Below are 26,517 nucleotides of genomic sequence, written 5' to 3' on the forward strand. Positions count from 1 at the left end.
TTAGTGCCTCTAAAGGTTTTTAACGGTTAATAAGCGATGATAAATGGGGTATTCTAGAGAAAGCCCATAAATCCGAAAATTACGGAATTCACAAAAACCTCAATCCCTTGATATGAGCGCCTCTAAAGGTTTTTAACGGTTAATAACTGATGTCAAATGGTTATTCCTGAGAAAACCGAAAAATTTGGGAAAATTATAGAATTACAAAAATTCTAAACCCCTTGATATGAGCGCCTCTAAAGGTTTATAACGGTTAATAACTGATGGCAAATAGTTATTCCTGAGAAAACCCTAAAATTCGAAAATTACAGAATTCACAAAACCCTGAACCCCTTGATATGAGCGCCTCTAAAGGTTTATAACGGTTAATAACTGATGGCAAATAGTTATTCCTGAGAAAACCCTAAAATTCGAAAATTACAGAATTCACAAAACCCTGAACCCTTTGATATGAGCGCCTCTAAAGGTTTTTAACGGTTAATAAGCGATGGTAAATAGTTATTCCCGAGAAAACCCAGAAATTCCAAAACTCAAGAATTCACAAAAACCTCCACCACTCGCTACGAGCGCCTCTAAAGGTTTTTAACGGTTAATAAGCGATAGTCTAAATGAGCAATTCTGAGAATACCAAATAAGTAAAGAACCGTAACCCAAAAAGCCCCTACCACCTCATCACTAAAACAAACTAAATACACTTATTTTGGGTGCGCTTTGTAATAGAATTTCCAAAAACCATACTCCTCTTCGGGTTTAATCAATTTAAATGTTTCTGTATAATTAATTTTATCAATTTCTAAATTCCAGCTCCGTTTTGAATCTAACTTTTCGTTAAGAATGGGGAATAATCGATGCGTGAATTGATCAAAAGCCACTTGAAGCGATAAACTATCCTTATCAGTTGAAAACGTCCAATTACCAGAAATTCCCGTTATGCGATTGTTCGAGTTGTCGCTGTGAAAAAAGACAATTCCGCCTATTACACCAATGTCAAGTTGAACTGTGAAATAATCATCGGTTGACAGAAAATCCTTTTTATGCTTAAAGTTTCCATTTTCATGACTCATTGGATCCAATCTATAACTAAGTTCTGCATCCAAATCCTCTAATTTTTGACCAGGTGTAAGAAAGGGTTTTTCCTTGTACATCAAACTTATTGGACTGTACTCCTTCGACACATCAAATTCTTCCTTATTTGAACACGAAGTAATGAGTAGGAGTAGGAAGACAAACAATGCTAAAGTTTCGGGTTTCATTTTTGTGTGTTTCACTTATTGTTTGGATTGAATGGAGTGTGAATATTTATTACTGATAACTAAGGTAAATATAAAGGGAATTAATTGATTATAAAAAGTATAGGGGTAGGCTTTAAAATCGGTACGAAAGGAAGAAATCAATAACAAACGCAATGAGGTCAAGCTTACTTGAATTTATTGATGCTTAATTGTTAAGGGCTGGTTTTATTTTATTCTATAGTATTTGGCATTAAAATCGTCAAGTAAATAGATTCTCTCAAAACCAGATGTATCGAGGTTAAAATCGTTTTCAATTTCGAAAGAATCTCGGTTAAGTGAACCTGCAACTAATAATAACCACTGTTCATTCAATTTGGATAATCTCTTATATCTTGCAACTTTAGACTCTTTTTTGTCAATAAAAAATTTAAGAGTTTCGAATTCTAGTTTTTCTGTTTTGTTAATATTAGTTCTTAAAATATACTTTACTTGTGTGTGTGGCTTAATTGAAACTCTATTTATATAATGTGGTTTATCAGTTTCTTCACCATTAATTAAAGAGTGGACATAATTTGCAATCTCCATAGATAATTTTGAAGACTCCTGTTTTTTGAAGGAGAATAAATCGTCAATAAATCTTATATCAACAATCATATTTGGACAATTAGGATATTTTTCCTTGAATGGGGTTAGGGAATCAGTGAATGTGTTAATATAATATTTTTCAACTCTTTGAATTAGATTCTTTATAGATCCAACATTACCGACTGTTTTTGTATTTCTAATTGTTTCGTGTTCTAAGCCTATTATTTTATCTTTTACTTGAATAATAAAGTCAGGAGATTCACTTTTACTTTTTATCGAAATTTCTTCATTTAAGAGTATCAAAAATTTACCTACATGACTTATTTCTAATTTTTCTTTATCAGAATTTTTATTAGATAATAGATGGTCAATCATTAGGTGTATTTTTTGACTAACCAATTTATGCTCATCTCTTATTTTCTTTAAATCATCAGGATTGAAGTTCAATTTACCTTGGTTGTAGTTTATTTCAATTTGATAATGTTTTTTTTGCTCTTTGCAACGTGATTGTGTATGGTGTCGTAGCATCCCGCAGAGTGCTATGCACTATAAACTTTGTTGTAAAGTGCTATATTTTTTTTGATATTTCATCCAGCCTGAATAAGTGCTTAATTTCGTTTTAATTGAACTATCGGAGTAGCCAGAGAAAAATCCTTTTATTTCTTCATTTTTCAATAATTCACTTAATTTCTTATTATCGATTTTATCATAGATTAATCTAAATGAACCTAGATGCTTGTTATTTTCTATAAATTCAGATAGTTGAACTTCAGGCTCTATAGAATTCAAAATTCTTAATCCAATGGAACTTAAATCAACAGCACCACCAACTTCATTTAATATTCCAAGAAAAATCAAATCCGATATTTTTCTTTGATTTTCTAAAGGTATGTTGTTGTCAAAATCAACAATAGCATCTATTACGTAGCTTGGACTGAAACTTAAATAATAAGAACCAAGATTTCTTATCTTATTTGTGAAATTAAGGTTTACACCACCTTCTGACTCATAAGTGAGAATGAAATTCGCCCATGATAAAAGAACACTTGCAACTTGTTTTTTCGAGGTGACGCTTTTATACGGAGCTAATACATCACCTATTTTTTCAATAATATCATTTGCTTTTAATTTCCCATATAATTTTAAAAGATCATAGGTTTGTTTGATATTTACATTCTTCTTAGCTTCCTCAAATAATCGTTCTTGTATATTGGTTTCGGAAATAATTATATCCCCATCTTCTGAAATTAAATCCATTAAAAGTAAATCGCGTACTTTCCGTTGAGCTAAGGATTCGCTGTCTAAATTATATTTTTCAAATGATTTGATACAAATTAAAGGAGAGTATCCTGGTATTTGTTCATGTTTATCCTTGATTGCTGCACTACCTCTCCCTTTATTGATTTCAACAACCCTGTCTTTTATTGCTAGATTGCTCATCTTTAGCCATATTATCAAGTATTTTGCATAGGTATTCCAAGTGCTATCCTCAAATTTTACAGTAGTAAAAATTGACTTTAATACTTCAACAATATCAATGACTTCAATGGTGTCTTTTTTGATTTTTAAAAGTTCATAATAAGGAGTGTAATTAGATAATTTTTTCGAGATATAATCTTTAAAAAAATCGGATGAAATACTATCGACCTTAGGTGTGACCAAGTATTCATCCTTTCCAGATGTCTTCTTAACTAAACCAATACTTCTTAACTCAATGAGGATATTTCCCATTGAGTTTTCAGAAATGTCATTTGGATAATCACTGCACAAATCAGTCAAAGATTTTTTCTGGTTTAATTCGAAAGTTAAAAAACAATCAAGGCAGGCTTTACCACTATTACGTAATAGATAACTTTCACCAATTACTGGAATTTCTTTTGTTACAATATAGTCTCTAAATATATCCCAATATATATTATAACTACTACCAGTCCTAATTACTAACCTACTATGAATTAACGAATTAACAACTTCTTGATCGATAGTTTCGTATTCTGAAATTTCAAAAGGGTTTCCATCAAATGCCCTTTTAGCAATATATTCTAAGGCTTTAGATTCTTCTCCGGATAAATTTGAAAGATCACTTTCAAACAATTCTTTATAATTTAATTCTTCTTCAATAATTTCGTCAATGGTTTTACCTTCTTTGTATTGATTGAGAGTATGGATACACAATTTTTTTGCTAACCAAGGAAATCCTTGAGAACTTTGAATTAACCTATTCTCTAGTTCGACACCAATGCTTTTACCTATACTTTCCTCTAATTGCTTTATAATTTGCTTCACATCATTTTGGGAAAAGGCTGGAATTGTGATTGGATATGCATATTCTCTTAATTGAATAAATTTTGGATGTGCGGGATTTCCAATAGGAATGTTTATTTCGGATTTCCATGAGAATCCAACGACCAAGTTTGCTTTTTGAGAATCAACGTCTAAGCAAAACTTGTAAAATGCATCAAATAAGTTATCCTTTCTAAATTGATCCTCAAATTGGTCAAAAATAAGAACTAATAATTTTTTTGATTTTTTTAATTCTTTAAATAAGATTTTCACCGATTCATCAGCAAGAATATCATGTGGAGATGCTATTAGTAGTTGCTTAGTGAAAATGTTATTTTCGAGAAAATTATTTTTAATCGCATCTTCAACGAGTTTTTTAAATGCAAGTCCAATGAAATTTGCACTTGAGGCACTCCTTGTATCAATTGCAGAAACAAATAACCGTCCTTTCCAAAATTTTAAGTTTAAGCTACTTCCTTTTAATTCGGCTAGCAATGAACTTTTACCCCAACCTGATTTACCATCTAGGAAAAAAATCCTCTTTTCTGTATTTCCTGTTCTAACCTTCTCCAAAAACCCTTTTAAATTTCTCCTTAAATTTAAACGACCAATAAAGTGATGAAATGAAGCAGGAGAAGTTTCATACCAGTTTTCACTTTCTCTAATTTGAATTATTATATCCCTTTCGTGCTCATTAGATAAACCGACTGCACTTGGTGTACTATTGCTAATTTCTAAAATTTCAAGATCTGCTAATTCCTTAATGTTTTTTTTGTAAAAATCTTGAATTAACTTTACTTCAGGTTTGTTAGTTTTTGCATTTAAAGTTGTGAAATATTGGGCAACGCTCCCTTTTTGTAAAATTAATATATAATGAAACCCTTTTGGACTGTAGGATAGAATCAATTTTGATATTTCTAGGTCTGCAATACTGTCATCTTTAAAGGGCATAATTTTCCCAATATCTTCCAATATTTCTATCAATTCTTGCGGACCTATAAATGATACGTTTTTCTTTTTTTCCGATAGCTGTAGGCTTAATGTGGCAGCTTGCCTATCCAATTCTTGTGTATGAATAAAATAACCATAATCAGCCATTTTATCCTCTACGCCATAATCCATTGAATATATAAAATTCTTTATTTCAGTTGATTTCGGCTTTATTTTAGCCTTACATTCTGCGTAAAGTATTTCATTTTTAGTTTTATGTTCAGCAAACAAATCTATTTCAAGACCCGCATCATGTACATTTTGAATTATTTTGTATCGGTCTTTTTCCAAAACCATCCGTATCAAGTTTTCAAAGACACTGCCATTTTTAGATTTATGGTCTCCTTCCTCTAATAAAACTTTAATTTCCTTTAACATAGGTTTTTTTTAGTTGCTTACAGCAATTGACTATATGCATTGTACACATTTCACCTGTACCGTCCATCCCAAATTTAACAATTTAATCCGAACAACTACACTTTTAGAATCCTTATTTCAAACACAATAGAACCTCAACGAATACTAACAAACATTTAAAATTACTTACTTCTCCACCACTCCACCCACAAACACCAAAAAAAAAAAAACAACTCCCCAAAACAAACCGCTAAATACCAAAGCGAAGCTTTACCCCACAAAAAAAAGCGGCCCTGACCTAACAGAACCGCCTTTCAAAATAGTTTTACTCAAATAATCTAAGCTGCCTTCATTTTCGCCATCTTAGAATTTGAAAATTGCTTTTTCGCATATTCTAAAGTTACCCTGTACTCCTTCGCATGATCTTTACTTGCTGGAATTTCGTACATCGCTTCTGTTAGAATGGCTTCACAGATTGAACGTAAACCACGAGCACCCAATTGGAATTCTATGGCTTTTTCAACAATGAAATCAAGGACTTCGCTGTCGAATTTCAAGTCTATTCCGTCAATTTCAAATAACTTAACATATTGTTTGAACAATGAATTTTTAGGTTCTGTTAAAATTCTACGCAATGCTGCTTTGTCTAGTGGTTCCAAGTAAGTCAATACAGGGAAACGACCAATCAATTCAGGAATTAAACCAAAGGATTTTAAATCTGTAGGATTCACAAATTCCAATAAATTGTCCTTGTCAATTCTTTCCTCTTCCTCGTTCGCAAAACCAATTGTTTGACGATTTACACGGCGCGCAATCAGTTTCTCAATTCCGTCAAAGGCTCCACCACAAATAAATAAGATATTCTTAGTGTTCACTTTTACCATCTTTTGCTCTGGGTGCTTTCTTCCTCCTTGTGGCGGAACATTCACCTCTGCTCCTTCAAGCAATTTTAGCAAAGCTTGCTGAACTCCTTCTCCAGAAACATCTCTCGTAATGGAAGGATTGTCACTTTTACGTGCGATTTTATCAATTTCGTCAATGAAGATAATTCCACGTTCTGCCGCTTGAACATTGTAATCTGCAGCTTGCAAAATACGCGATAAAATACTTTCAACGTCTTCACCAACATATCCTGCTTCCGTTAGAACAGTGGCATCAGCGATACAAAAAGGAACGTTTAACATTTTAGCAATAGTTTTCGCTAAAAGTGTTTTCCCTGTTCCTGTTCGTCCAACCATCACCACGTTCGACTTATCAATTTCGATGTCATCATCGCCAACCTTCTGGTTTAAACGCTTATAATGGTTGTAAACCGCAACAGACAAAGTTTTCTTGGCAGATAACTGACCAATCACATATTCGTCTAATTTGGCTTTTATTTCTGTGGGCTTCATCAAGTTCAAAGGCGCATCATCAGATCCACCGTCAATTCCTAATCCACCACTTGGTATTTCTTCTTTCACAATCGTTTGCGCTTGAATAATACAGTGATCACAAATGTGCCCTGAAATTCCCGCAATTAACAATCTGACCTGACTTTTTGGTCGGCCACAGAAAGAACATGTTGTTTCTTTTTTACTCATATATCTTGACAAAAAAGGTCAATATCGCTATCGACCTTTTGATTAATTTTACAAAAATACGCAATTCCATTTGGCTACCCAAAAGGGAGCGTAAAACTGCCTTGTTTAATTTCGTTTCGAACTCTAAAACTCAACGACAAACCAATTGTATATCAACTACTTATTTATTCTTGCGTAACAACACTTCATCCACCATTCCGTACTCCTTCGCCTCTGTTGAAGTCATCCAGTAGTCACGGTCAGAATCATGCTCCACTTTGTCAAATGGCTTTCCTGTATGTGTTGCAATAATATCGTACAATTCTTTCTTCAATTTCAGAATCTCACGCGCTGTAATTTCTATATCAGAAGCCTGACCTTGCGCACCACCTAATGGTTGGTGAATCATCACACGTGAATGTTTCAATGCTGTACGTTTTCCTTCTGCACCTGCACACAATAAAACTGCACCCATAGAAGCCGCCAAACCTGTACAAATCGTTGCTACATCTGGACTGATGTACTGCATTGTGTCATAAATTCCTAATCCTGCATAAACACTTCCACCCGGAGAGTTTAAGTAAATTTGAATGTCTTTTTTAGGATCTACAGACTCTAAAAACAACAATTGAGCGTTAATGATATTCGCTACTTGGTCGTCAATTCCAGTTCCTAAAAATATAATTCTGTCCATCATCAAACGAGAAAAAACATCCATTTGTGACATATTCAATTGACGTTCCTCAATAATATAAGGTGTCATTGAAGATTCAATATATTGTCCAACATGAGCACTATTAATCCCTAAATGCTTTGTTGCGTATTTTTTAAACTCATCTTTATTATACATATTTTTCTCTTTTTGCATGTTCTTAAATCGCGTTAAAGATACAATTCCCAATTAAAATTGTTCAACATTTAATTACGAATTACATAATTACGAATTACGAATTGATGTAAATGATTTAAAACCCGTAATTCATTTTTTGAATATCAAATATCATGCTTTCTTCATCGGTCAGTCAAAATTGGAATGAAACACGCCAAAAATGAAGATTCTGTATGATATGTGTAATTGGTTGACGTCATTCTGGCAGATTTTAAAAATTAATTACGAATTGTTGAATTACGATTTACGAATTGAATTCGTAATTCCCTTATTCGTAATTCGTAATTTCCTTACCTTTGTCTACTATGGAATTAAAAGTTAATAACATCACCGATTACCTGGAAGGATTTGCACCTTTAAGTAGTCAAGAAAGCTATGACAATTCAGGCTTAATTGTAGGAAATCGCGAAATGAAAGTCACCGAAGTCCTACTCTCGTTGGATTGCATCGAAGAAACGGTGGAAGAAGCCATAAAAATTGGAGCCAATTTAATTATTGCGCACCACCCTATCGTTTTCGGCGGATTAAAACAGTTGAATGGTAAAAACTACGTTGAGCGCACTGTCATTAAAGCCATAAAAAATGACATCGCGATTTATGCCATTCACACTAATTTGGATAATTATAAATTTGGGGTGAATTATGAAATTGCAAAACGCATAGGAATTGACAATCCACGTGTTTTGGCTCCAAAAAAGAATGTTTTAAAAAAACTAGTATTCTTTTGTCCAGAAAATGAAGCGGAGAAAGTTACTCGAGCTATTTTTGAAGCAGGTGGAGGAAATATAGGAGAATATGCCGAATGTTCGTTTTCCAGTGACGGTGAAGGAACATTTTTGCCCAATGAAAAGGCAAACCCTACTTTGGGTACAAAGGGAAAACAAGAAAAAGCGAAAGAAAAACGTGTTGAAGTACTGATTTCTGCTCACAAAGAAAGACAAATCGTGAATGCCATGATTTCTGCTCATCCTTATGAAGAGGTGGCCCATGAAATCTACCCAATTTCCAATGTGAATCAAGATGAAGGATCAGGAATGATAGGAAAACTCGAAAAACCAATGGAGGTTAAAGCCTTTTTAAAGCATATTAAAACAGCTTTTAATTGCGGAACTATTCAACACACTGAATTGGTGAAACAAGAAATTGAAACGGTAGCTTTTTGTGGAGGTTCAGGCAGCTTTTTGTTAGGCAATGCGAAAAGTCAAAAAGCAGATATTTACATCACAGGAGATTTCAAATACCATGAGTTTTTTGATGCGGAAAAAGAGATTATCATCGCAGATATCGGACATTTTGAGAGTGAGCAATATACTCCTGATTTAATTCTTGCACTATTGAAGAAAAATTTTATTAACTTTGCCTTCCATTTGAGTAAGGTGAATACAAACCCTATTAATTATTTTTAGCATTTATGGCAACAAAAGCAAAAGCTAAGTCAAGCACAACTATCGCTGAGCGCTTAGAAGCATTAGCGAATTTACAGCAAATTGATTCAGAAATTGATCGTCTTTTAACAATTCGTGGTGAGCTTCCTTTAGAGGTTGAAGACCTTGAGGCAGACATCGAAGGTTTGGAAAAAAGAGTTGAGAAATTGACTGGCGAACTAAAAGATATAGAAACTGATATCAGTAACCGTAAGAATGAGCAAAAAGATGCCCAAGCTGCGATTCTACAATATAAAGAGAAGCAAAATAACGTGCGTAACAACCGTGAGTTTGAATCTCTAAGTAAAGAAATTGAATACCAAGAATTGGAAATTCAATTACACGAAAAGAAAGCAAAAGAAGCAAAAGCCCAAATTGCTCACAAAAAAGAAGTAATTAGTGATGTTCAGGAAAAGCTGACAGGTCGTAAGACAGACTTAAAAGTAAAAAAAGCTGAACTAGAAAATATTATTGCTGAAACTGAAAAAGACGAGGAAAAACTCAAGAAAAAATCAGAAAAAGCAATGAAACAATTGGATGATCACTTAAAAACAGCTTACCAAAGATTGCGTACTAGCGCTAAAAACGGTTTAGCAGTTGTTCCTGTTGATCGTGATTCTTGTGGAGGATGTTTCAACAGAATCCCACCACAACGTCAATTAGATATCGTTCAAAAGAAAAAGATCATAATCTGTGAACACTGTGGAAGAATTTTAGTTCCTAGTGAAGAATTAGAAGACTAATTTTTTCAATAATATAGAGAAAGTCCTAGCAGAATTGTTAGGGCTTTTTTATTGGTTATTTATTCCAAATAAGATTGAATCATTTTTAAGGTCTTTTCAATAAAGTCAGAATCATAATAGTTAATCAAATCGTGACTTTTATCACCATAAAACTCAACATAACCATCGCACACATCAAAAGTAAATGGCAAGCCTGATTTAGATGTGAGATAAAATAAATAATCACCTTTATCATCTTCAACTCTAAAAGTTAAATTGCTAGTGATAATAAAGTTTTCAATGGACTTCAATAATTCAGTTTGCTTTTTAGAATCTTGCTTCATATTTTAAAACTAAATTAAATTCCATTTACCGTAAAAATCCTTTTTAATCGTTTAATTCGATTTGAAAATTCTGAAAAACTGGTGAAAAATATAAAAAAGCATCAATTATGGTCGATTTTATATTGATTAAAACAACACTACGAATGCATTTGTTCCTTCCTTAACAATCACCCAATTATAGCGCAGAGCGCAAAGCACAAAGCGCAAGGCCTAAAGCGTAAAGCCTAAAGCGTAAAGCCTGAAGCGTAAAGCCTAAAGCCCAAACCCAAATAACGCAAACCTACCCTTCCTTCTTCTTTGTATTCAAAAACTTTTCTATTCTTTTCGTCAAGATTTGAAACACCATTTTGGCATCTTTCTCTTCCAGCTTTCTACCAAAAGAAATACGTTTCTGGAAAAATTCGAATTGTAGCCTATTTGAACCTCGAACCCATAAGGAATCATCGTAAACTTTCTGAATAGAATTCTCCTTCATTTCGATTAAAGAAAATCTAGAAATATTCTCTATCAAGTATTGTTTAGACTTTCCATATGAACCAATAGAACGCTTGATTCGCAACACATTTTTATCTAGTTTAATATACTCCCTTCCAAAAAAGAGATAGATCATAGTTCTAAAAACCCGAATAGCGAAATACAACCAAAAAATCATAAATATAAACAAGATGAGTTTTTCTTGGTTGCCATAATCCTTAAACATTTGAGCAGCTACATACCCCCCAATGAGCAGCCATAACAAGAACCAGGAAATTAATAATCCTTTTTTACGTCCCAATTTTGGAGGATAAATAACAAAACTGATACTCTCCTTTTTATCCAAAAAACTTACACGATCGCCAATCCACTTCATATAGCCCAAAGATAAATCAAGTTTTCCAAATACAAACAACCCAATCATAAACAAATGTGAAAATAGTGAAGTCCAAAGAAAGAAGACCGTAAAAAACGTCAAGAGCTTGTAAGATCAATACTTTTATCTTCAATTTTATTTAGAAGGTCGTTTTTAATTCCACAATTTTAATTAAAGCTAAATGATTGTCAAATTAGTTCCAGTTTTATTTCAATGGAAAATCCCTGTTGGAAAGACATCGCTGATAACCTCTTTAAAATGGAACTGGTATGGCAGTAGTTGGTTGAAATGCCAGCAGTAAAATTAAGTTTTAAAGGACTAAATTTGATTAGTCACAGCATTCTAAGTTGCGCTAAAATTTCTTTTGAAAAATCAAAATCATTACTTAATTTAATACCAGAATATAAACCAAAAATTACAATTATGAATTGGAGCATTGAAAACAACAGATTAGAAAGAGACTTCACATTTGAAGATTTCAATCAGGCATTAGCATTCGTAAATAAATTGGGCGAAATTGCAGAGGATTTGGACCATCACCCCACTATTCTTTTACACAGTTATAAAAAAGTGAATATTAAACTCACCACAAGCGAAGAAGGAAATATCGTAACAGAGATGGATCATAAAATGTCGAAAAGAATAGATGAAGCACTCAAAACGATATAATTTCATAAAATATTTATCTTTGACGAAAAACAAATTATGACCAAAGTAGGAATTATAATGGGGAGTAAATCAGACTTACCAGTAATGCAAGAAGCAGCTGATATTCTCGATTATTTAGGAGTAAAGTATGAAATGGATATTGTTTCCGCCCACAGAACACCTGAAAAGATGTTTGAATATGGAAAAAATGCACATTTAAGAGGAATTAAAGCGATCATTGCTGGTGCAGGAGGTGCAGCCCATTTACCAGGAATGGTGGCTTCTTTAACTCCCCTTCCTGTTATCGGTGTTCCTGTCAAATCTAGGAATTCTATCGATGGTTGGGACTCTATTTTATCCATTCTACAAATGCCTGGAGGAATTCCTGTAGCTACCGTAGCATTAGATGGCGCAAAGAATGCAGGAATACTTGCTGCAAAAATTGTCGCAGTCGCAGAACCTGAACTGATGGAAAGATTGGTAAAATATATCGATGAACTCAAACAAGCTGTATTGAAAACAGCAGAAGAATTGAAATAGATTCATCAATAGATAATACATAGCAAAGGAGGAGCCCATGGGTTTTCTCCTTTTTTTATTGGCTAACAGAATGGTTTTTGTGTAGTGTTGTTTCATTGAAAGATGTTTCAACTTTTAACGATTGACGGAAATATTTTTTTTTGGGTTACCAAGTTAGTTCGTTTATGGAAGGAGATTTTTCTATGCTGTAATCCTAGCTAAGCCCACAGAGTTGGTGATATGTTAATAAAAAACGGCTTGCGCTTTTTATTATGCCACAGAGGTGACACAAACCAGAATTAATACTTTCATTAACCTAGACTAGTTCTTTTTTTGAAAAGAAAGGGTGTTAATTACTTAACTTGTACCCATGTGTCTCCACTCCGTGGCTTTAGGAGCGAACTCATAATTGTTTTTATTAACATTTTGCCACTCCTGTGGCAATTATAAATTTCAAAACAAATTAATGATCAGTCGAATCCAAATAATTCGTTTTTTTAAAAACTTCTCAATTGGATGAAAAACGGGTCAGTTTTAAAAGTTAAGGATAAAGTTTTTTCTTGACTAAAAATCCCTGTATAAAAATTAGTCTTATCATATCTTGAGTTGATCTTTTAGACTCTGTAAAAGATGAAGTGCATAAAAGAACAAGATTAAAGCGTTCCCACAAGATATACCACGAAGTAGCACATTAGGTAAATAAAGCGTTCCCACAGGATATAATCTTGCAGGAACATTTTGTAAAAGGGTTAAATTCCCCCTCTTTTTTGAACTCACATCCTAAAAAAAAGTTACCGCAAGAGATTAAATCTTGAGGGAACTTTTGCTTATTTCTCGGTCTAGTTTCACATCGACAAGCCACAAGAAAACTTATAGCTAAATGTCAATCTTATTTCGAAAAGAAGCATAAATTGAAAAAATATTGACGTGATTTTACTTGTAATTGACGTGTGAATATTAGCTGGCCATTGTTTTATAATATAACATATCCCCACAAATTCAATGTAACACTGAAAAACAGCTTAACGGTGACGATAGGATTTCCCTCAAATAAACTTTAGATAACGGCTTATATTGGTAACCCAATATTTTTTAATACATAGATGTATTTTTTTGCAGATACGCACAGCCTTGCGTATCTGCAAAAAACCGTGCAAATTAGACCAAAATAACCGTACAAATTAGACCAAAAAAAAGCGTTTCTCTCGAAACGCTTTTTTTAAATATCATAAATTCAGATTAACCCCCGAAATCATCAAATGATACGTTTTCTGGAGGAACACCCCAATCATCACACATTTTAAGAACCGCTTGGTTCATCAATGGTGGACCACAGAAATAAAATTCGATATCTTCTGGTTCATCATGTTTACTTAAATATTGGTCAATTACCACTTGGTGAACGAATCCAACAAATCCATCCGCTTCCTCATCGTGGATATCTTTCTTCACTGTCCAGTTATCCTCTTCTAATGGTTCAGAAAGTACCATATAGAATTTAAAGTTAGGGAATTCTCTCTCTAATTCACGGAAGTGCTCAATGTAGAACAATTCAGCTTTCGAACGACCTCCATACCAATAAGTCACTTTACGGTCTGTTCTCATTGTCTTAAACAATTCGTATAGGTGAGAACGCATTGGAGCCATACCAGCACCACCACCAATGTAAAGCATTTCAGCATCTGATTCCTCGTTGATGAAGAATTCACCGTAAGGACCAGAGATAATTGCTGGATCTCCTTGTTTCAAATTAAAGATATAAGACGACGCAATTCCTGGATTCACTTTCATCCATCCACCCGCCTTACGGTCAAATGGTGGAGTTGCAATACGTACGTTTAACATAATTCTTCTTCCCTCAGCAGGGTAAGAAGCCATTGAATAAGCACGGACAGTATCCTCTGTATTCTTCATTTGAAGAGGCCATAATTTGAACTTATCCCAATCTGCTTTAAACTTATCAGGCTGTCCTGGGTGATCCTCAGGGTGAGCTGTGATGTCCATTGTTTTAAAATCAACCACACAATTAGGAATACGAATTTGGATGTAACCACCCGCTTTGTAGTTCATATCCTCTGGGATCTCAACAATAAATTCCTTAATGAAAGTCGCCACGTTGTAATTAGATACAACTTTCGCTTCCCATTCTTTAATTCCTAGGATCTCTTCATGCACTTCAATTTGCATGTCTTCTTTTACCTTCACTTGGCAACTCAGACGGAAATTGTCTTTAATTTCTTTTCTAGAGAAATGTGGTTCCTCAGTTGGTAGAATACTTCCACCTCCATCGTGAACCTGACATACACATTGAATACAAGTTCCACCACCACCACAAGCCGATGGCAAAAAGATTTGTTCATTACTTAAAGTAGATAATAGAGTGTCTCCTCCATTAACTTCTAAAACTTTATCTCCATTAATAGTAATCTTAATTTTTCCTGAAGGAGACAATTTTGCTTTTACAAAAAGCAACATAGAAACCAACAATAAAATTACTGCTAAGAAAAATACTACTGTAATTAAAATTGATAAACCCATTAGTTTTCTTGTTTTACATTAATAATTTGTGAAGTTTCTACTGCACCTCCACTAATTGTATTCGTTTTTTCTTGTTTCTTTTTCCCGTATTCAACCCCCATGAAACTCATGAAAGCAATCCCCATTAATCCAGTTACGATAAAAGTAATACCTAAACCTCTCAATGCTGGTGGAACGTTTGAATAACGTATCTTTTCACGAATAGCAGCCAAGGAAACAATAGCGATAAACCATCCAATACCAGACCCTAGAGCAAATGATGTTGCATCTAGAATTGTAGAATATTGACGGTCTTGCATGAATAATGCTCCCCCTAAAATAGAACAGTTTACAGCGATAAGTGGTAAGAAAATACCTAACGCTCCATAAAGCGCAGGAGCAAATTTCTCCACCAACATTTCAACTAACTGAACAATTGACGCTACAACAGCTATGAACATAATAAAAGATAAGAAACTCAAATCAATCGTTTTTGATCCGCTCACTCCATACTCAGGATTTAACCAAGATAAAGCTCCTTCTTTTAAAACATAGTTCTCTAGCAAATAGTTCATTGGTACGGTAACTACCAATACGAAAACAACCGCTAACCCTAGACCAACACCCGTCCTAACTGTTTTAGAAACAGCTAAATACGAGCACATCCCAAGGAAATACGCGAAAATCATATTTTCGGTAAAAATCGCCTTTACGAATATATCTAATGTACTTTCCATAATTAAAATCTTAACTTCTTATTAATTTTCTTCTACCAGTTCCTTGTTCATTGAACGCTGAACCCAGATAATAATTCCCACAACGATCAAGGCCATTGGTGGAAGAATCATCATATTGTTGTTTACATAACCTAATGCGTAAAGTCCGCTTTCCTCGCCAGGCAAGTTGTTCCCGAAAATGGACGCTCCCCAGATTTTTCCTGAACCTAACACCTCACGCACAAGTGCAACAAGAAGTAGAATCCAAGCATAACCAATAGCGTTACCTACCGCATCCAAGATTGACGGCCATGCTTTGTTGGCCATAGCAAAGGCTTCAAATCGACCCATGATAATACAATTGGTGATAATCAAACCTACAAAGACCGATAACTTTTCAGAAACATCTGGTACGAAGGCTTGAAGCGACTCGTTTACAATAATAACCAGCGATGCAACGATTACTAACTGTACAATAATACGTACACGTGATGGTATAAGATTTCTTAGCAAGGAGACAATTAAGTTACCAAATACCATAACGAAAATTACGGAAATGGACATCCAGAAAGCTTGCTCTACCTGAACCGTAATGGCCAATGCAGAACAAATACCTAGAACTTGAATTGTAATTGGGTTGTTATCCGATAATGGATCAGTAATTAAACGTTTGTTCTTTTTAGAGAACAACGGCTCGCTTGGCGCTTTAACTTTTTCTTCAGTGTTACTCATAGCACTATTTATTTTTACTGAAATATTTATAATAAACTTCCATGGTCTCATTTACCATTCGCTCCACACCTTTTGAGGTGATCGTTCCTCCTGTAATTCCATCTACCTTTTGAGATTCAGAACCAGAACCATTTTGAACTACAGAGATTGGTGTAAATGTTCCATTGCTTGCAATCTTTTCACCGTTGTAACGGTTTTCGAAAAAACTCTGAGAGATTTCAGCACCCAATCCAGGAGTTTCTCCTTTATGATCGAATGAAGTTCCCACTATAGTTTCGTAATCGTCTGCTAAAGCTACGAATCCCCAAATTGGACCCCATAACCCTTTACCTACAACAGGTAAAACAAACAATTTTTCACCGTCTTTTTCCGCCTCAAAAATTGGATAAAGTCGATCTGTAACTTTTACTGTTTTATCTCTAAATTGCTTTTGTACATCTAAACTAAAAGCTTGCTTTTCTGCTGGAAGATTCTCTTGTAAATTACCAGAATGAGAAATCACGTAACTCTCAGTAATGTATTTATCATATTTCTCGCTACCATCTTTACGTGTAGACTCTACACCCAAAGCAGAAAGAATATTCATTTTCTTTTTTACTTCTACATTTGCTTTTTTCAAAGGTCCTAATCCTATTGAAAGGGAAGAAAGGATCACTCCCACAACTATTACTAATATAATTGAGAAGGCAAAAGTATAACCGTTTGCGTCTTTATTTACTTTCATATCTAAGCTGTTTTAAATCGTTTTTGACGTCTTGAAATATTTGCTTGAACAACATAGTGATCAATCAATGGAGCCATTATATTCATAAACAAAATCGAAAGCATTACCCCTTCAGGATATGCTGGATTAAGTACACGAATTAATACCGCTAGTCCCCCACCTAGGAAACCATACCATAATTTACCATACTGTGTTTGCGATGCAGTAACTGGATCTGTTGCCATGAACACTGCTCCAAAAGCAAATCCACCAATTATTAGGTGATAGTAAGCCGGGATATCCATGTATGCATTTGCTCCAACTAGGTTCATTAATAAACCGAATGCCAAACCTCCAGCGAAGAAAGAAAGAATAATTCTCCATGAAGCTACACCAGTATAAAGTAACAATGCTGCCCCTAACAAAATAGCAATTACAGAGGTTTCTCCTACAGAACCAGGAATCATTCCGATAATTGCATGCAGTGGGTCGTAGGCTCCTTCAAATTTCTGAATTAACTCAGCACTTGTTGAACCTCCCGCGAGGACTTCTCCAGAAACAACAGGGGAATCTCCAACAAATGAAGCTAAATCACCTAGCGCAGTAGCACCTGACGCACCATCTGGAAGTGTACCTCCGTTTTCTGCAATAACATCCGTTGTTCCAGATTTCCATACTTTATCTCCTGACATTGCCGTTGGGTAAGCAAAGAACAAGAATGCTCTTGCCGTTAATGCGATATTTACGATGTTCATTCCTGTTCCACCGAAAACTTCCTTACCTATAACAACTGCAAATGCTGTAGCAACACCAACCATCCATAACGGAACGTCAGCTGGCATTGTTAATGGAATTAACATCCCAGAAACTAGAAACCCTTCATGAAGCCCATGTCCGCGTACAAAACCGAATATAAACTCAATAGCTAAACCGACTCCATAAGAGACGATTACCAGTGGTAAAACTTGGAATAATCCGTAAACAACTTTATCTCCAAATCCAGTAAGATAGTCGCTGTAAGCACCATATTGTTCCGGATTAAGGTAAGATTGTAATTCATAATGCCAGTGACCTGTATTATAAATACCAAATAATAATGCTGGAATCATAGCTAAAACAACCATAAACATGGTACGTTTTAAATCTACCCCATCACGTATATGTGACCCTTTTTGTGTTACATGTTTTGGTGTAAACAAAAATGTGGAGAGCGTTTCGTAAAGTGGGTACATTTTCTCCCACTTACCACCCTTCTCAAACTTTGGGTCAAGATTTTGAATGACTTTTTTTAATGCTTTCAATTTCCTAAAATTTATATATTAACAATTACATGCATTCCTCTTCAATTACATCTAAACCTTCTCGGATCTTTTCCTGAATAGCTATTTTAGATGTACAAACATATTCACACAATGCGAAGTCTTCTGGCGCGATTTCATAAATCCCCAATTGCTCCATTGCATCAATGTCGTTTACCATAATTGCTTTGATTAATTGCATTGGCAGTATATCAAAAGGTAACACCTTTTCCATTTCACCGGTAACAACAAAACCGCGTTCTTCACCATTTAAGTTGGTGTCCAAACGATATTTTTTGTTTGGCATTAACCATGTAGGGAACAAGCGGTGGCTTGAATACTTATCAAAACCTGGAGCTAACCATCCATCGGTTAGGAAAAATTTATAATCATCTCCTTCTGGAAGTACAGTAATTTGAGCGTCATAGAATCCTAAAAATCCTTTTTCACCAATTGCCTCACCAGTTAATGCATTACCGCTGATTACACGTACATTGTCGTTGGTTAAATTACCTTTAACAATGGACTCTACATTTGCACCAATAATCGTTTTATAGTACTTTCTACCCTCTGTTTCAGAACCTGTCAATGCAACATAACGCGTTGGATCATAGCTTCCTTCTGCAAAGAATTTACCAATAGTGACTACATCTTGGGGGTTTACTGTAAAGACAAACTCGCCTTTATCAATAGGATCGAAATGATGAATCTGCGTTCCCACATTTCCAGCAGGGTGCTTACCTACAATCTTGTTAATTACCACATTTTTTGCATTCACGAAACATTCGTCTGGTGAGCCCTTACCATTTAAAGTGATGTTTACTTTACCATCAGTCAATTTCGCTAAAGCATTTAAACCATGCTGGAAAAATTGGTCCTGACCGTGCAGAATAAAATCATAATCTGGTGCTAAAGGAGCTGAATCGAAAGACGAGATAAAAATCGCCTTTGGAGTTACCGAGGGATCGGCAATCTTGTCTAAAGGACGCTGTTTTATGAATGGCCACAATCCGTTCGCCAACATTGTTGACTTCACCTCTTCTCTTGAAATCGAAGAAGGGTCTATTGGATTAACGTGAACCGCCTCATCTGTTGAAGAAGCTGAGATACGCACCTCTAGGATACGCCTCTTTTCACCCCTCAAAATTTCAGAGATTGTTCCCGTTACCGGAGACACAAACTTTAAATCCTTATTATATTTATCGTAAAACACGACTTCACCACGTTTTACCTCCTCCCCTTCTTTCAATATGACTTTCGGAATTAATCCGTGAAAATCTGAAGGTTTTAATGCGACCATGGTAGGCTTCTTAGCCTCTACTTTAACCTGGTCGGCTTCACCGAACAACTTGATATCAAGTCCTTTCTTAAGTCTAACCGCCTTTGACATGTTTATATAGACATTTTATTTAGTCCACAAAAATATAAATTTGTTCGGTTTATAGTGTGCTTAATGATGCTTAAGCGTGACACTTCTTTAATTTAGAATCATTCTAAATTAAAGAGATAGAGAGTCCATAATTAAAACTTTAAGTTTTTTGGGAAAATTCGATCGAATAACTATATTTATGCATTATTTGCGAAAATTTAAATGCATTTATCTAATTACAAATCATGAATGTTGCCATTACTAAGGGTATAAAAATAACAGTAAATACACTATTCCGCTCGGATTTAACTAAGCTGGAAAAGCATCTTTATTTTTATAATTATTCGATTAAAATTGAAAACTTAAGCAACAATAGAGTTCAGCTCATTTCTCGTTATTGGAGAATAATTGATTCACTTGCACCTACAAGAATTATTGAAGGAAAAGGGGTAATTGGAGAACAACCAACTTTAGAACCAGGTGAAACTCACCTTTACACTTCTGGTTGCGATCTCTCTTCTGGATTAGGATATATGGAGGGTTATTATAATTTCAACACGATAAATGATCAAGGTGAAATAACAAATTCTTTTAAGGTAAACGTCCCTAGATTTACGTTGGAATATGTAGGAAAATTAAATTGAGTTCCGCTTTTAGTAATGCTGTGAAAGGTATTTTAAACCGCCACCATTTTAATTTTTCAATCACTAAACACCGATTCGCAATTATAAGCTATCATTACTCATATTGTAATAAGGACCATTCACATAATGAGAAATCTTGAATCGGAATTAGCCTAGCTGATTGGCTCTAAATGATTGGGATTAAAAAACCAAACAATCACAAAAGGGTCAATTTACTTCGCTTTGAAATCCAACGCTGCCGAATTTAGACAATACCTTAATCCAGTTGGTTTTGGCCCATCTTCAAATACATGACCTAAATGACCATCACATCTTGCACAAACCACTTCAATTCGATTCCAACCATTTGATTTATCAATAACTTCAGAAACGTTTTTCTCATTTAAAGGCTCATAAAAACTCGGCCATCCAGTTCCAGATTTAAATTTAGTACTTGAACTAAAAAGTGGCAAATTACATCCCACACAATTGTAAGTTCCTTCTTTCTTGTTGTCCCAATATTTACCAGTAAAGGCACGTTCGGTTCCTGCTTGTCGACTCACATAATATTGTTCATCCGTAAGCTGACTTTTCCATTCGGCTTCTGTTTTAACCACTTTCTTTATCGTGTCCTCAAAAACCGAGGTAGACCCCATTTCAAAACTGGCAGATGCAGTCTTAGATGGGGCAGTTATAGCTTTATCGTTTGTACAAGACATGGTCACAACTGTGAACAATAACAGGACTGAATTTAGAAATATAAAATTGATGTGATTTTTCATACTTTATAATACAATTTCAATTACAAAATGTTCAAACGCATAAGTATTAATTAGATTTGCAAATTTATAATTTTATGGGATACAGCAAAAATTTTTGGGCTTTAAGTTTAGGCATGTTCTTTTTCATGACATCTTTCAACATGATCATTCCTGAGCTTAATGGGTTTATCACCAGTTTAGGTGGAGAAGCCTACAAAGGTTTAATCATAGGACTATTCACCATAACAGCAGCTTTATCTAGACCCTTCTCTGGGAAAATGGCGGACACCGTAGGAAGAAAAAGCACGATGTACATTGGCACATTCGTGAGCATTATCATTACTCTGATTTATCCATTGAGCGGTACGATAGCATTTTTTTTAGTACTAAGGTTTCTTCATGGCTTTTCCACAGGCTTCCTTCCCACAGGAGCCACAGCCTTAGTTACAGATTTGCTACCGCCCGAAAAAAGAGGTCAGGGAATGGGCGTTTTTGGAACAGGAATAGCACTTGGATTAGGAGTAGGACAGGGATTAGGAACACCTATAGCCCAAATGTTTTCCATCAATGGACTATTTATCGCTTCTAGTTTAATGGCGTTAATTTCGCTGGTTTTAATAAAATCAGTAAAAGAAACGTTACCTGAGCCACAAGCTTTTACCATAAGTATCTTTAAAATACGCATAGAGGATGTTTTTGAAAAAAAAGTTTTTCCTGCGGCAGTGGTAATGTTTTTAACAACAATTTGTACGGGGCTAATTTTAGTACTCACACCAGACAAATCCGTTTATTTAGAAATAGAAAACAAAGGGTGGTACTACGTTTTCTACGTTGTTTCAACGATAGCTGTCCGCCTATTTTCAGGAAGATTATCTGACAAGTTCGGTCGCCGACAAACACTTGTTTTGGGAATTTCTTTTCTCATTGTGGCGATGTTAATGACTGGCTATGCAAAAACGGAGCTTTGGTACACTAGCGCCTCTTTTATTTTTGGTATTGCAACGGGAATAAGCTCACCAACGTTATTCGCCTGGATGGCAGACCTTTCTCCTGCGCACAGAAGAGGCGTGGGTTCGGGAACCCTTTTTATAGCTTTAGAATTAGGCATTTTGTTCGGTGCGATAAGTACTCTCTCCATTTATGAAAACACCGCTGAGAGCCTAAACAAAGCATTTATATTTGGTGCAGTTGTAGCTGGAACGGCATTGATGTATTTAGTACTCCATTTACTATTCAGTAAAACCAACATTCATTACCAAAGCAACTCAAATAAATCCAAAAGGTAGTTTTAGCTAAATAGGACGCCCCTTTTTAGTCGCAGATTGTAAAAGCCAATTTCTTTCCCTAGGAAATTTTAAATGCTTATCCGATACTTTACCAGCTATTTAATATGCTACAATAAAAAGCACTCTCTTTAACTAGGCCAGATCCTTCCAGAGATGACAGTTGTGGTTGCTGGTAAGCAAGTGAGAGGGGAAAAGTAAAAGCGCTAAAGCGCTTTTACTTTTCCCCTCTCACTTGAAATATGAACCTAGCTTAATGTCATCCTGAAGCGAATTTCTTTTTTCAACTGGTTGGAAATAGAAATTTGCGAAGGATCTTGTCAGTTCACCGCTGAATCACATTATGGTAGGGTTAGATATATTTACTGGTAAAGTATCGGATAGGCATTAAATTTTAAATTGATAATCAAAACATTGTCTTCTGATGATGAACTAGAATCTAATAGAAAAGATCCTTCCGAAATTAAAAAACTGAGATTATTTTTATTTGCACATCCGGTTAACAATGTGACTCATTTTAGGGGGAATAAGTCAGGATTTGAAAGTGGTGGCGCATAGGGACACCCACTCTAAAACACTCACTATTAAGGCTCTTTATAATAAAACACAAATAGGGTTAAACGATAGTGCTTAATACGATTTAAGTGGACGACCCTACAAATAAATCAAAAAAGCTCCATATAAACGCTAAGCATTAGAACTATTGCAGAAATAAAAAAACGGCCAAAAGCCGTTTTAAAATACATATATTTTTTCTTTGAAAATAATCTCTAAACATCCTTAACTTAATTCCCAATCACAGGAAATTAATTTTCAAAAAGTTAGCGTTAAAGCTTATTCGAACTCCTCGTCAATATCTTCCTCTTCGTACTCTTCTTTTACTTCCTCTTTCAAGAAACCTTCGTCATCATAATCATCATCGTCTTCGATAATTTCTTGTGCTTGACTAACCGTCATTCTAATTAAATAATAATAATCACTCGTTTCAAACGGGAGCGCACTCACTGTGTTACCGTCTTTATTTTTAAACTTTATCAAGTGACCCTCAAACCCTTCTGGATAATTTAATTTGATTTGTTGCTTAACTTGTTTGTCTAATTTAGCGTAATCTTTTACAACTCTGGGCTTACTGCTACTACTCATAATATACTATTTGTCAATTTTAAATAACACGGTAAAAGTATTAAATTAGTACAATCGTCAAACTTAAATTCATAATTTTTCTAAAAATTATTCAATTAAAATATTTCGATAAATGAAAAACTATTTTATGAAAAAGTAAAGCATAAATTAATTTCAAAGATTAGGACTTAAAAACATTAGCAATTGAGAAGAAAATGTATTTTTGTAGAACGTACTATGGATAAATCTGAAAAAATAATAGGTGTTATTGGTGGCGGAAGCTGGGCAACTGCTTTGATAAAAATTCTTACTGAGAATGTATCAAAAGTAAACTGGTATATGAGAAATGAAGAAGCTGTTGAGCATATTTTAAAATATCAGCGCAACTTAAAGTATCTTCAAGGAGTTGAATTAAAGACTGACAAAATTAATGTGTCTACCAACTTAATTCAAACGGTAAAATCCTCAGATATAATTATACTCGCAACTCCCTCCGCTTTTTTAACTTCATTATTCGAAGACTTTCCAAAAGAACTGTTTGAAGGAAAAACTATTTTCTCTGCTGTAAAAGGAATTATTCCTGAATACCACGCTATTCCTGCACGCTTTATTCATAAAACCTTTGACACACCTTACGATAAAATTGGAATTATTTGCGGTCCGTGTCATGCAGAAGAAGTTGCCTTAGAGCGCCTCTCCTACCTTACCATTGTTTGTCAGGATGAAGATATCGCTGACGACATGGCGGATAGATTTAAAACGCGATACATTAAGACCACTACTTCTGATGATTTGTTTGGTACGGAACTCTCAGCCATTCTAAAGAATGTGTACGCTATTGCCTCAGGAATTTGTGCAGGGCTAGGATATGGGGATAATTTCCAAGCTGTACTTATATCAAATGCGATTCAAGAAATCGAAAACTTTATTGATGAAGTTAGCCCGATACATCGAGATGTAAAAAGCAGTGCATACCTCGGAGACTTATTGGTTACAGCTTATTCAAAGTTCTCTAGGAATAGAACTTTTGGATTTATGATTGGAAAAGGTTACTCTGTGAAGATTGCCCAAATGGAAATGGACATGATTGCTGAAGGCTACTACGCTGTTAAGTCAGTTATGGAAATCAACAAAAAATTCAATGTTGAAATGCCAATCGTTGAAGCAGTGAACAATATTATATACGAACGTATTTCACCAGTTATCGAAATGAAGATTCTTACAGATCGTTTATCATAAAAAATCGGTGTTATGTATGGGCGATTGTAAGGACGATTTGCAAATCGCCCATACATAACGCCCAAACACACCAATACCTGTTACATCATACCTGGCATTCCTCCTGGCATTCCACCACCCATAGCGCCACCAGCATTTTCTTCTTCTGGTTCGTCTACAATTACGCATTCTGTTGTCAATAACATAGAAGCAATCGACGCTGCGTTTTCTATTGCAATACGCGTTACTTTTGTTGGATCTAAAACTCCGGCTGCAAGCAAGTTATCATACTTTTCTGTTCTTGCATTATAACCGAAATCATCTTTACCTTCTAGAACTTTTTGAACGATAACCGCTCCTTCACTTCCCGCATTCTTAACGATTTGACGTAAAGGTTCTTCAACCGCACGTCTTACGATTTCAATTCCCGTAGTTTCGTCATCATTTTCTCCTTTTAGATCAATCAATCCATCTAAAGTTCTTAATAACGCTACTCCACCACCAGGAACAACTCCTTCTTCTACCGCTGCACGAGTTGCTGCTAATGCATCCTCCACACGGTCTTTCTTTTCTTTCATTTCAACCTCAGAAGAAGCTCCAACGTAAAGAACTGCAACTCCTCCAGCGAGCTTCGCCAAACGTTCTTGCATTTTTTCTTTATCATAATCAGATGTTGATGTTTCCATCTGAGCTCTGATTTGTGAAACCCTATCATCGATAGCCCCTTTATCTCCAGAACCATTGACAATAGTTGTGTTATCTTTATCTATTTCTACCTTCTCAGCAGAACCCAACATATCTAAAGTTGCTGTCTCAAGTGAAAGTCCTTTCTCCTCAGAAATTACTTGTCCACCAGTAAGGATGGCTAAGTCTTCTAACATTGATTTTCTTCTATCACCAAAACCAGGAGCTTTAACTGCAGCCACCTTCAATGAACCTCTAATTCTATTAACTACTAATGTTGTCAACGCTTCTCCATCGATGTCCTCAGCAATAATTAATAAAGGTCTACCCGATTGAGCTGCTGGCTCTAATACAGGAAGTAATTCTTTCATGCTAGTCACCTTTTTATCACAAATCAAAATGTAAGGATTCTCTAAATCCGCAATCATTTTCTCTGTATTCGTAACAAAATAAGGAGATAAGTAACCTCTGTCAAATTGCATACCTTCAACAGTTTTCACCTCAGTTTCTATTCCTTTGGCTTCTTCCACTGTAATAACCCCATCGTTACCAACAACTTTCATTGCCTCGGCGATAAGAGTCCCTATAGTTTCATCGTTATTTGCTGAAATAGAAGCAATTTGCTTGATTTTATCATTATCAGAACCAACTTCCTTTGAAAGTTTTTTCAATTCCTCAACGATCACTTTAACTGCTTTATCAATTCCTCTTTTTAAATCCATAGGATTTGCTCCGGCAGTAACATTTTTTAAACCTGCTGTGATAATGGCTTGAGCTAATACCGTTGCAGTGGTAGTACCATCTCCTGCAATATCTGCAGTTCTCGAAGCTACCTCTTTAACCATTTGAGCTCCCATGTTCTCCACTTCATCTTTCAAATCAATTTCTTTCGCTACAGAAACTCCATCTTTTGTGATGTGCGGTGAACCAAATTTCTTACCTATAACTACGTTACGTCCTTTTGGTCCTAATGTTACTTTCACTGCATTCGCCAATGCATCAACACCATTTTTAAGTTTTTCTCTCGCTTTTTCGTCGAATAATATTTCTTTTGCCATTTTGAATTAATTTTAATTTAAAGATTAA

At 35.0% G+C, this 26,517-nt stretch carries 23 protein-coding genes; 7 read left to right on the forward strand and 16 right to left on the reverse strand.

The genetic code is table 11. The features are described from left to right. Positions 1-695 precede the first annotated feature (695 nt). The 5 genes from DIT68_RS04355 to clpP all read right to left on the reverse strand — a co-directional run bounded on the left by DIT68_RS04355 (position 696) and on the right by clpP (position 7,859). Entirely contained in the window at positions 696-1,253 is a 558-nt protein-coding gene (locus tag DIT68_RS04355; protein ID WP_146194117.1) for a hypothetical protein, read from the reverse strand. Between the two features lie 204 nt (positions 1,254-1,457). Then, on the reverse strand, positions 1,458-2,264 hold the full coding sequence (locus tag DIT68_RS04360; protein WP_146194118.1) for a hypothetical protein: 807 nt from the start codon (positions 2,262-2,264) through the stop codon (positions 1,458-1,460). 99 nt (positions 2,265-2,363) lie between these two features. Further along, positions 2,364-5,468 carry a restriction endonuclease gene (locus DIT68_RS04365; protein ID WP_109358589.1) on the reverse strand — a complete coding sequence of 1,035 codons (3,105 nt, stop codon included), beginning with the start codon at positions 5,466-5,468 and terminating at the stop codon, positions 2,364-2,366. Between the two features lie 317 nt (positions 5,469-5,785). Then, a complete protein-coding gene (gene clpX, locus DIT68_RS04370; protein ID WP_109358590.1) occupies positions 5,786-7,030 on the reverse strand; it encodes an ATP-dependent Clp protease ATP-binding subunit ClpX in 1,245 nt (414 codons plus the stop codon). A gap of 160 nt (positions 7,031-7,190) precedes the next feature. Beyond that, positions 7,191-7,859 carry an ATP-dependent Clp endopeptidase proteolytic subunit ClpP gene (gene clpP / locus DIT68_RS04375; protein WP_109358786.1) on the reverse strand — a complete coding sequence of 223 codons (669 nt, stop codon included), beginning with the start codon at positions 7,857-7,859 and terminating at the stop codon, positions 7,191-7,193. Between the two features lie 344 nt (positions 7,860-8,203). Between clpP and DIT68_RS04380 the strand changes: the two genes are divergently transcribed. Both DIT68_RS04380 and DIT68_RS04385 read left to right on the forward strand, forming a co-directional pair. Continuing rightward, positions 8,204-9,304 (forward strand): Nif3-like dinuclear metal center hexameric protein, encoded by a 1,101-nt coding sequence (locus tag DIT68_RS04380; protein WP_109358591.1) that lies wholly within the window; start codon positions 8,204-8,206, stop codon positions 9,302-9,304. A 5-nt stretch (positions 9,305-9,309) separates the two neighbouring features. Then, positions 9,310-10,065 (forward strand): zinc ribbon domain-containing protein, encoded by a 756-nt coding sequence (locus DIT68_RS04385; RefSeq protein ID WP_109358592.1) that lies wholly within the window; start codon positions 9,310-9,312, stop codon positions 10,063-10,065. Positions 10,066-10,124: 59 nt separating this feature from the next. Here the strand turns inward: DIT68_RS04385 and DIT68_RS04390 are convergent, their stop codons facing one another. Continuing rightward, complete coding sequence (locus tag DIT68_RS04390) at positions 10,125-10,388, reverse strand: hypothetical protein (RefSeq protein ID WP_109358593.1); 264 nt, start codon at positions 10,386-10,388, stop codon at positions 10,125-10,127. 280 nt (positions 10,389-10,668) lie between these two features. Further along, positions 10,669-11,286 (reverse strand): hypothetical protein, encoded by a 618-nt coding sequence (locus DIT68_RS04395; protein ID WP_109358594.1) that lies wholly within the window; start codon positions 11,284-11,286, stop codon positions 10,669-10,671. A gap of 375 nt (positions 11,287-11,661) precedes the next feature. Between DIT68_RS04395 and DIT68_RS04400 the strand changes: the two genes are divergently transcribed. Together DIT68_RS04400 and purE are read left to right on the forward strand one after the other, a co-directional pair. Continuing rightward, complete coding sequence (locus tag DIT68_RS04400; protein WP_109358787.1) at positions 11,662-11,907, forward strand: 4a-hydroxytetrahydrobiopterin dehydratase; 246 nt, start codon at positions 11,662-11,664, stop codon at positions 11,905-11,907. A 36-nt stretch (positions 11,908-11,943) separates the two neighbouring features. After that, entirely contained in the window at positions 11,944-12,426 is a 483-nt protein-coding gene (purE, locus tag DIT68_RS04405; protein ID WP_109358595.1) for a 5-(carboxyamino)imidazole ribonucleotide mutase, read from the forward strand. Between the two features lie 1,218 nt (positions 12,427-13,644). On the opposite strand, the gene nqrF is transcribed toward purE, so the two are convergent. From nqrF to DIT68_RS04435, 6 genes are read right to left on the reverse strand one after another with little or no spacing between them, the layout of a single operon-like run. Further along, a complete protein-coding gene (gene nqrF / locus DIT68_RS04410) occupies positions 13,645-14,943 on the reverse strand; it encodes an NADH:ubiquinone reductase (Na(+)-transporting) subunit F (protein WP_109358596.1) in 1,299 nt (432 codons plus the stop codon). Beyond that, a complete protein-coding gene (gene nqrE, locus DIT68_RS04415; RefSeq protein ID WP_109358597.1) occupies positions 14,943-15,659 on the reverse strand; it encodes an NADH:ubiquinone reductase (Na(+)-transporting) subunit E in 717 nt (238 codons plus the stop codon). Before nqrE ends, nqrF begins: the two co-directional genes overlap by 1 nt. Before the next feature lie 21 nt (positions 15,660-15,680). Further along, positions 15,681-16,370, reverse strand: a complete 690-nt coding sequence (locus tag DIT68_RS04420) for an NADH:ubiquinone reductase (Na(+)-transporting) subunit D (protein ID WP_109358598.1) — start codon at positions 16,368-16,370, stop codon at positions 15,681-15,683. 4 nt (positions 16,371-16,374) lie between these two features. Then, complete coding sequence (gene nqrC / locus DIT68_RS04425; protein ID WP_109358599.1) at positions 16,375-17,094, reverse strand: NADH:ubiquinone reductase (Na(+)-transporting) subunit C; 720 nt, start codon at positions 17,092-17,094, stop codon at positions 16,375-16,377. Between the two features lie 2 nt (positions 17,095-17,096). Then, entirely contained in the window at positions 17,097-18,374 is a 1,278-nt protein-coding gene (locus DIT68_RS04430) for an NADH:ubiquinone reductase (Na(+)-transporting) subunit B (RefSeq protein ID WP_109358600.1), read from the reverse strand. A gap of 25 nt (positions 18,375-18,399) precedes the next feature. Continuing rightward, positions 18,400-19,761, reverse strand: coding sequence for a Na(+)-translocating NADH-quinone reductase subunit A (locus DIT68_RS04435; RefSeq protein WP_109358601.1), 1,362 nt, complete (start codon positions 19,759-19,761; stop codon positions 18,400-18,402). Positions 19,762-19,985: 224 nt separating this feature from the next. On the opposite strand from DIT68_RS04435, the gene apaG reads away from it, so the two are divergent. Next, positions 19,986-20,384 (forward strand): Co2+/Mg2+ efflux protein ApaG, encoded by a 399-nt coding sequence (gene apaG, locus DIT68_RS04440; protein WP_109358602.1) that lies wholly within the window; start codon positions 19,986-19,988, stop codon positions 20,382-20,384. A 212-nt stretch (positions 20,385-20,596) separates the two neighbouring features. Here the strand turns inward: apaG and msrB are convergent, their stop codons facing one another. Continuing rightward, entirely contained in the window at positions 20,597-21,145 is a 549-nt protein-coding gene (msrB, locus tag DIT68_RS04445; protein ID WP_233244150.1) for a peptide-methionine (R)-S-oxide reductase MsrB, read from the reverse strand. 74 nt (positions 21,146-21,219) lie between these two features. Between msrB and DIT68_RS04450 the strand changes: the two genes are divergently transcribed. Further along, the gene (locus tag DIT68_RS04450) at positions 21,220-22,410 is read left to right on the forward strand and encodes an MFS transporter (RefSeq protein WP_109358603.1); all 1,191 of its coding nucleotides are present in this window, start codon (positions 21,220-21,222) and stop codon (positions 22,408-22,410) included. Positions 22,411-23,241: 831 nt separating this feature from the next. On the opposite strand, the gene DIT68_RS04455 is transcribed toward DIT68_RS04450, so the two are convergent. After that, positions 23,242-23,550 (reverse strand): hypothetical protein, encoded by a 309-nt coding sequence (locus DIT68_RS04455; RefSeq protein ID WP_109358604.1) that lies wholly within the window; start codon positions 23,548-23,550, stop codon positions 23,242-23,244. A 183-nt stretch (positions 23,551-23,733) separates the two neighbouring features. Between DIT68_RS04455 and DIT68_RS04460 the strand changes: the two genes are divergently transcribed. Then, positions 23,734-24,768, forward strand: coding sequence for an NAD(P)H-dependent glycerol-3-phosphate dehydrogenase (locus DIT68_RS04460; RefSeq protein WP_317133884.1), 1,035 nt, complete (start codon positions 23,734-23,736; stop codon positions 24,766-24,768). Between the two features lie 80 nt (positions 24,769-24,848). On the opposite strand, the gene groL is transcribed toward DIT68_RS04460, so the two are convergent. Beyond that, the gene (gene groL / locus DIT68_RS04465) at positions 24,849-26,489 is read right to left on the reverse strand and encodes a chaperonin GroEL (protein ID WP_109358606.1); all 1,641 of its coding nucleotides are present in this window, start codon (positions 26,487-26,489) and stop codon (positions 24,849-24,851) included. Positions 26,490-26,517: the final 28 nt, after the last annotated feature.

The sequence above is a fragment of the Brumimicrobium oceani genome (genome assembly GCF_003143775.1).
GTDB classification, from domain to species: Bacteria; Bacteroidota; Bacteroidia; order Flavobacteriales_D; family Crocinitomicaceae; genus Brumimicrobium; species Brumimicrobium oceani.

Excerpts from the sequence above, each read along its gene's own strand:
- DIT68_RS04355 (WP_146194117.1), bottom strand. The coding sequence starts at position 1,253 with ATGAAACCCGAAACTTTAGCATTGTTTGTCTTCCTACTCCTACTCATT.
- DIT68_RS04365 (WP_109358589.1), bottom strand. The coding sequence starts at position 5,468 with ATGTTAAAGGAAATTAAAGTTTTATTAGAGGAAGGAGACCATAAATCT.
- clpX (WP_109358590.1), bottom strand. The coding sequence starts at position 7,030 with ATGAGTAAAAAAGAAACAACATGTTCTTTCTGTGGCCGACCAAAAAGT.
- clpP (WP_109358786.1), bottom strand. The coding sequence starts at position 7,859 with ATGTATAATAAAGATGAGTTTAAAAAATACGCAACAAAGCATTTAGGG.
- DIT68_RS04380 (WP_109358591.1), top strand. The coding sequence starts at position 8,204 with ATGGAATTAAAAGTTAATAACATCACCGATTACCTGGAAGGATTTGCA.
- DIT68_RS04385 (WP_109358592.1), top strand. The coding sequence starts at position 9,310 with ATGGCAACAAAAGCAAAAGCTAAGTCAAGCACAACTATCGCTGAGCGC.
- DIT68_RS04390 (WP_109358593.1), bottom strand. The coding sequence starts at position 10,388 with ATGAAGCAAGATTCTAAAAAGCAAACTGAATTATTGAAGTCCATTGAA.
- DIT68_RS04395 (WP_109358594.1), bottom strand. The coding sequence starts at position 11,286 with ATGATTGGGTTGTTTGTATTTGGAAAACTTGATTTATCTTTGGGCTAT.
- DIT68_RS04400 (WP_109358787.1), top strand. The coding sequence starts at position 11,662 with ATGAATTGGAGCATTGAAAACAACAGATTAGAAAGAGACTTCACATTT.
- purE (WP_109358595.1), top strand. The coding sequence starts at position 11,944 with ATGACCAAAGTAGGAATTATAATGGGGAGTAAATCAGACTTACCAGTA.
- nqrF (WP_109358596.1), bottom strand. The coding sequence starts at position 14,943 with ATGGGTTTATCAATTTTAATTACAGTAGTATTTTTCTTAGCAGTAATT.
- nqrE (WP_109358597.1), bottom strand. The coding sequence starts at position 15,659 with ATGGAAAGTACATTAGATATATTCGTAAAGGCGATTTTTACCGAAAAT.
- DIT68_RS04420 (WP_109358598.1), bottom strand. The coding sequence starts at position 16,370 with ATGAGTAACACTGAAGAAAAAGTTAAAGCGCCAAGCGAGCCGTTGTTC.
- nqrC (WP_109358599.1), bottom strand. The coding sequence starts at position 17,094 with ATGAAAGTAAATAAAGACGCAAACGGTTATACTTTTGCCTTCTCAATT.
- DIT68_RS04435 (WP_109358601.1), bottom strand. The coding sequence starts at position 19,761 with ATGTCAAAGGCGGTTAGACTTAAGAAAGGACTTGATATCAAGTTGTTC.
- apaG (WP_109358602.1), top strand. The coding sequence starts at position 19,986 with ATGAATGTTGCCATTACTAAGGGTATAAAAATAACAGTAAATACACTA.
- msrB (WP_233244150.1), bottom strand. The coding sequence starts at position 21,145 with ATGAAAAATCACATCAATTTTATATTTCTAAATTCAGTCCTGTTATTG.
- DIT68_RS04450 (WP_109358603.1), top strand. The coding sequence starts at position 21,220 with ATGGGATACAGCAAAAATTTTTGGGCTTTAAGTTTAGGCATGTTCTTT.
- DIT68_RS04455 (WP_109358604.1), bottom strand. The coding sequence starts at position 23,550 with ATGAGTAGTAGCAGTAAGCCCAGAGTTGTAAAAGATTACGCTAAATTA.
- groL (WP_109358606.1), bottom strand. The coding sequence starts at position 26,489 with ATGGCAAAAGAAATATTATTCGACGAAAAAGCGAGAGAAAAACTTAAA.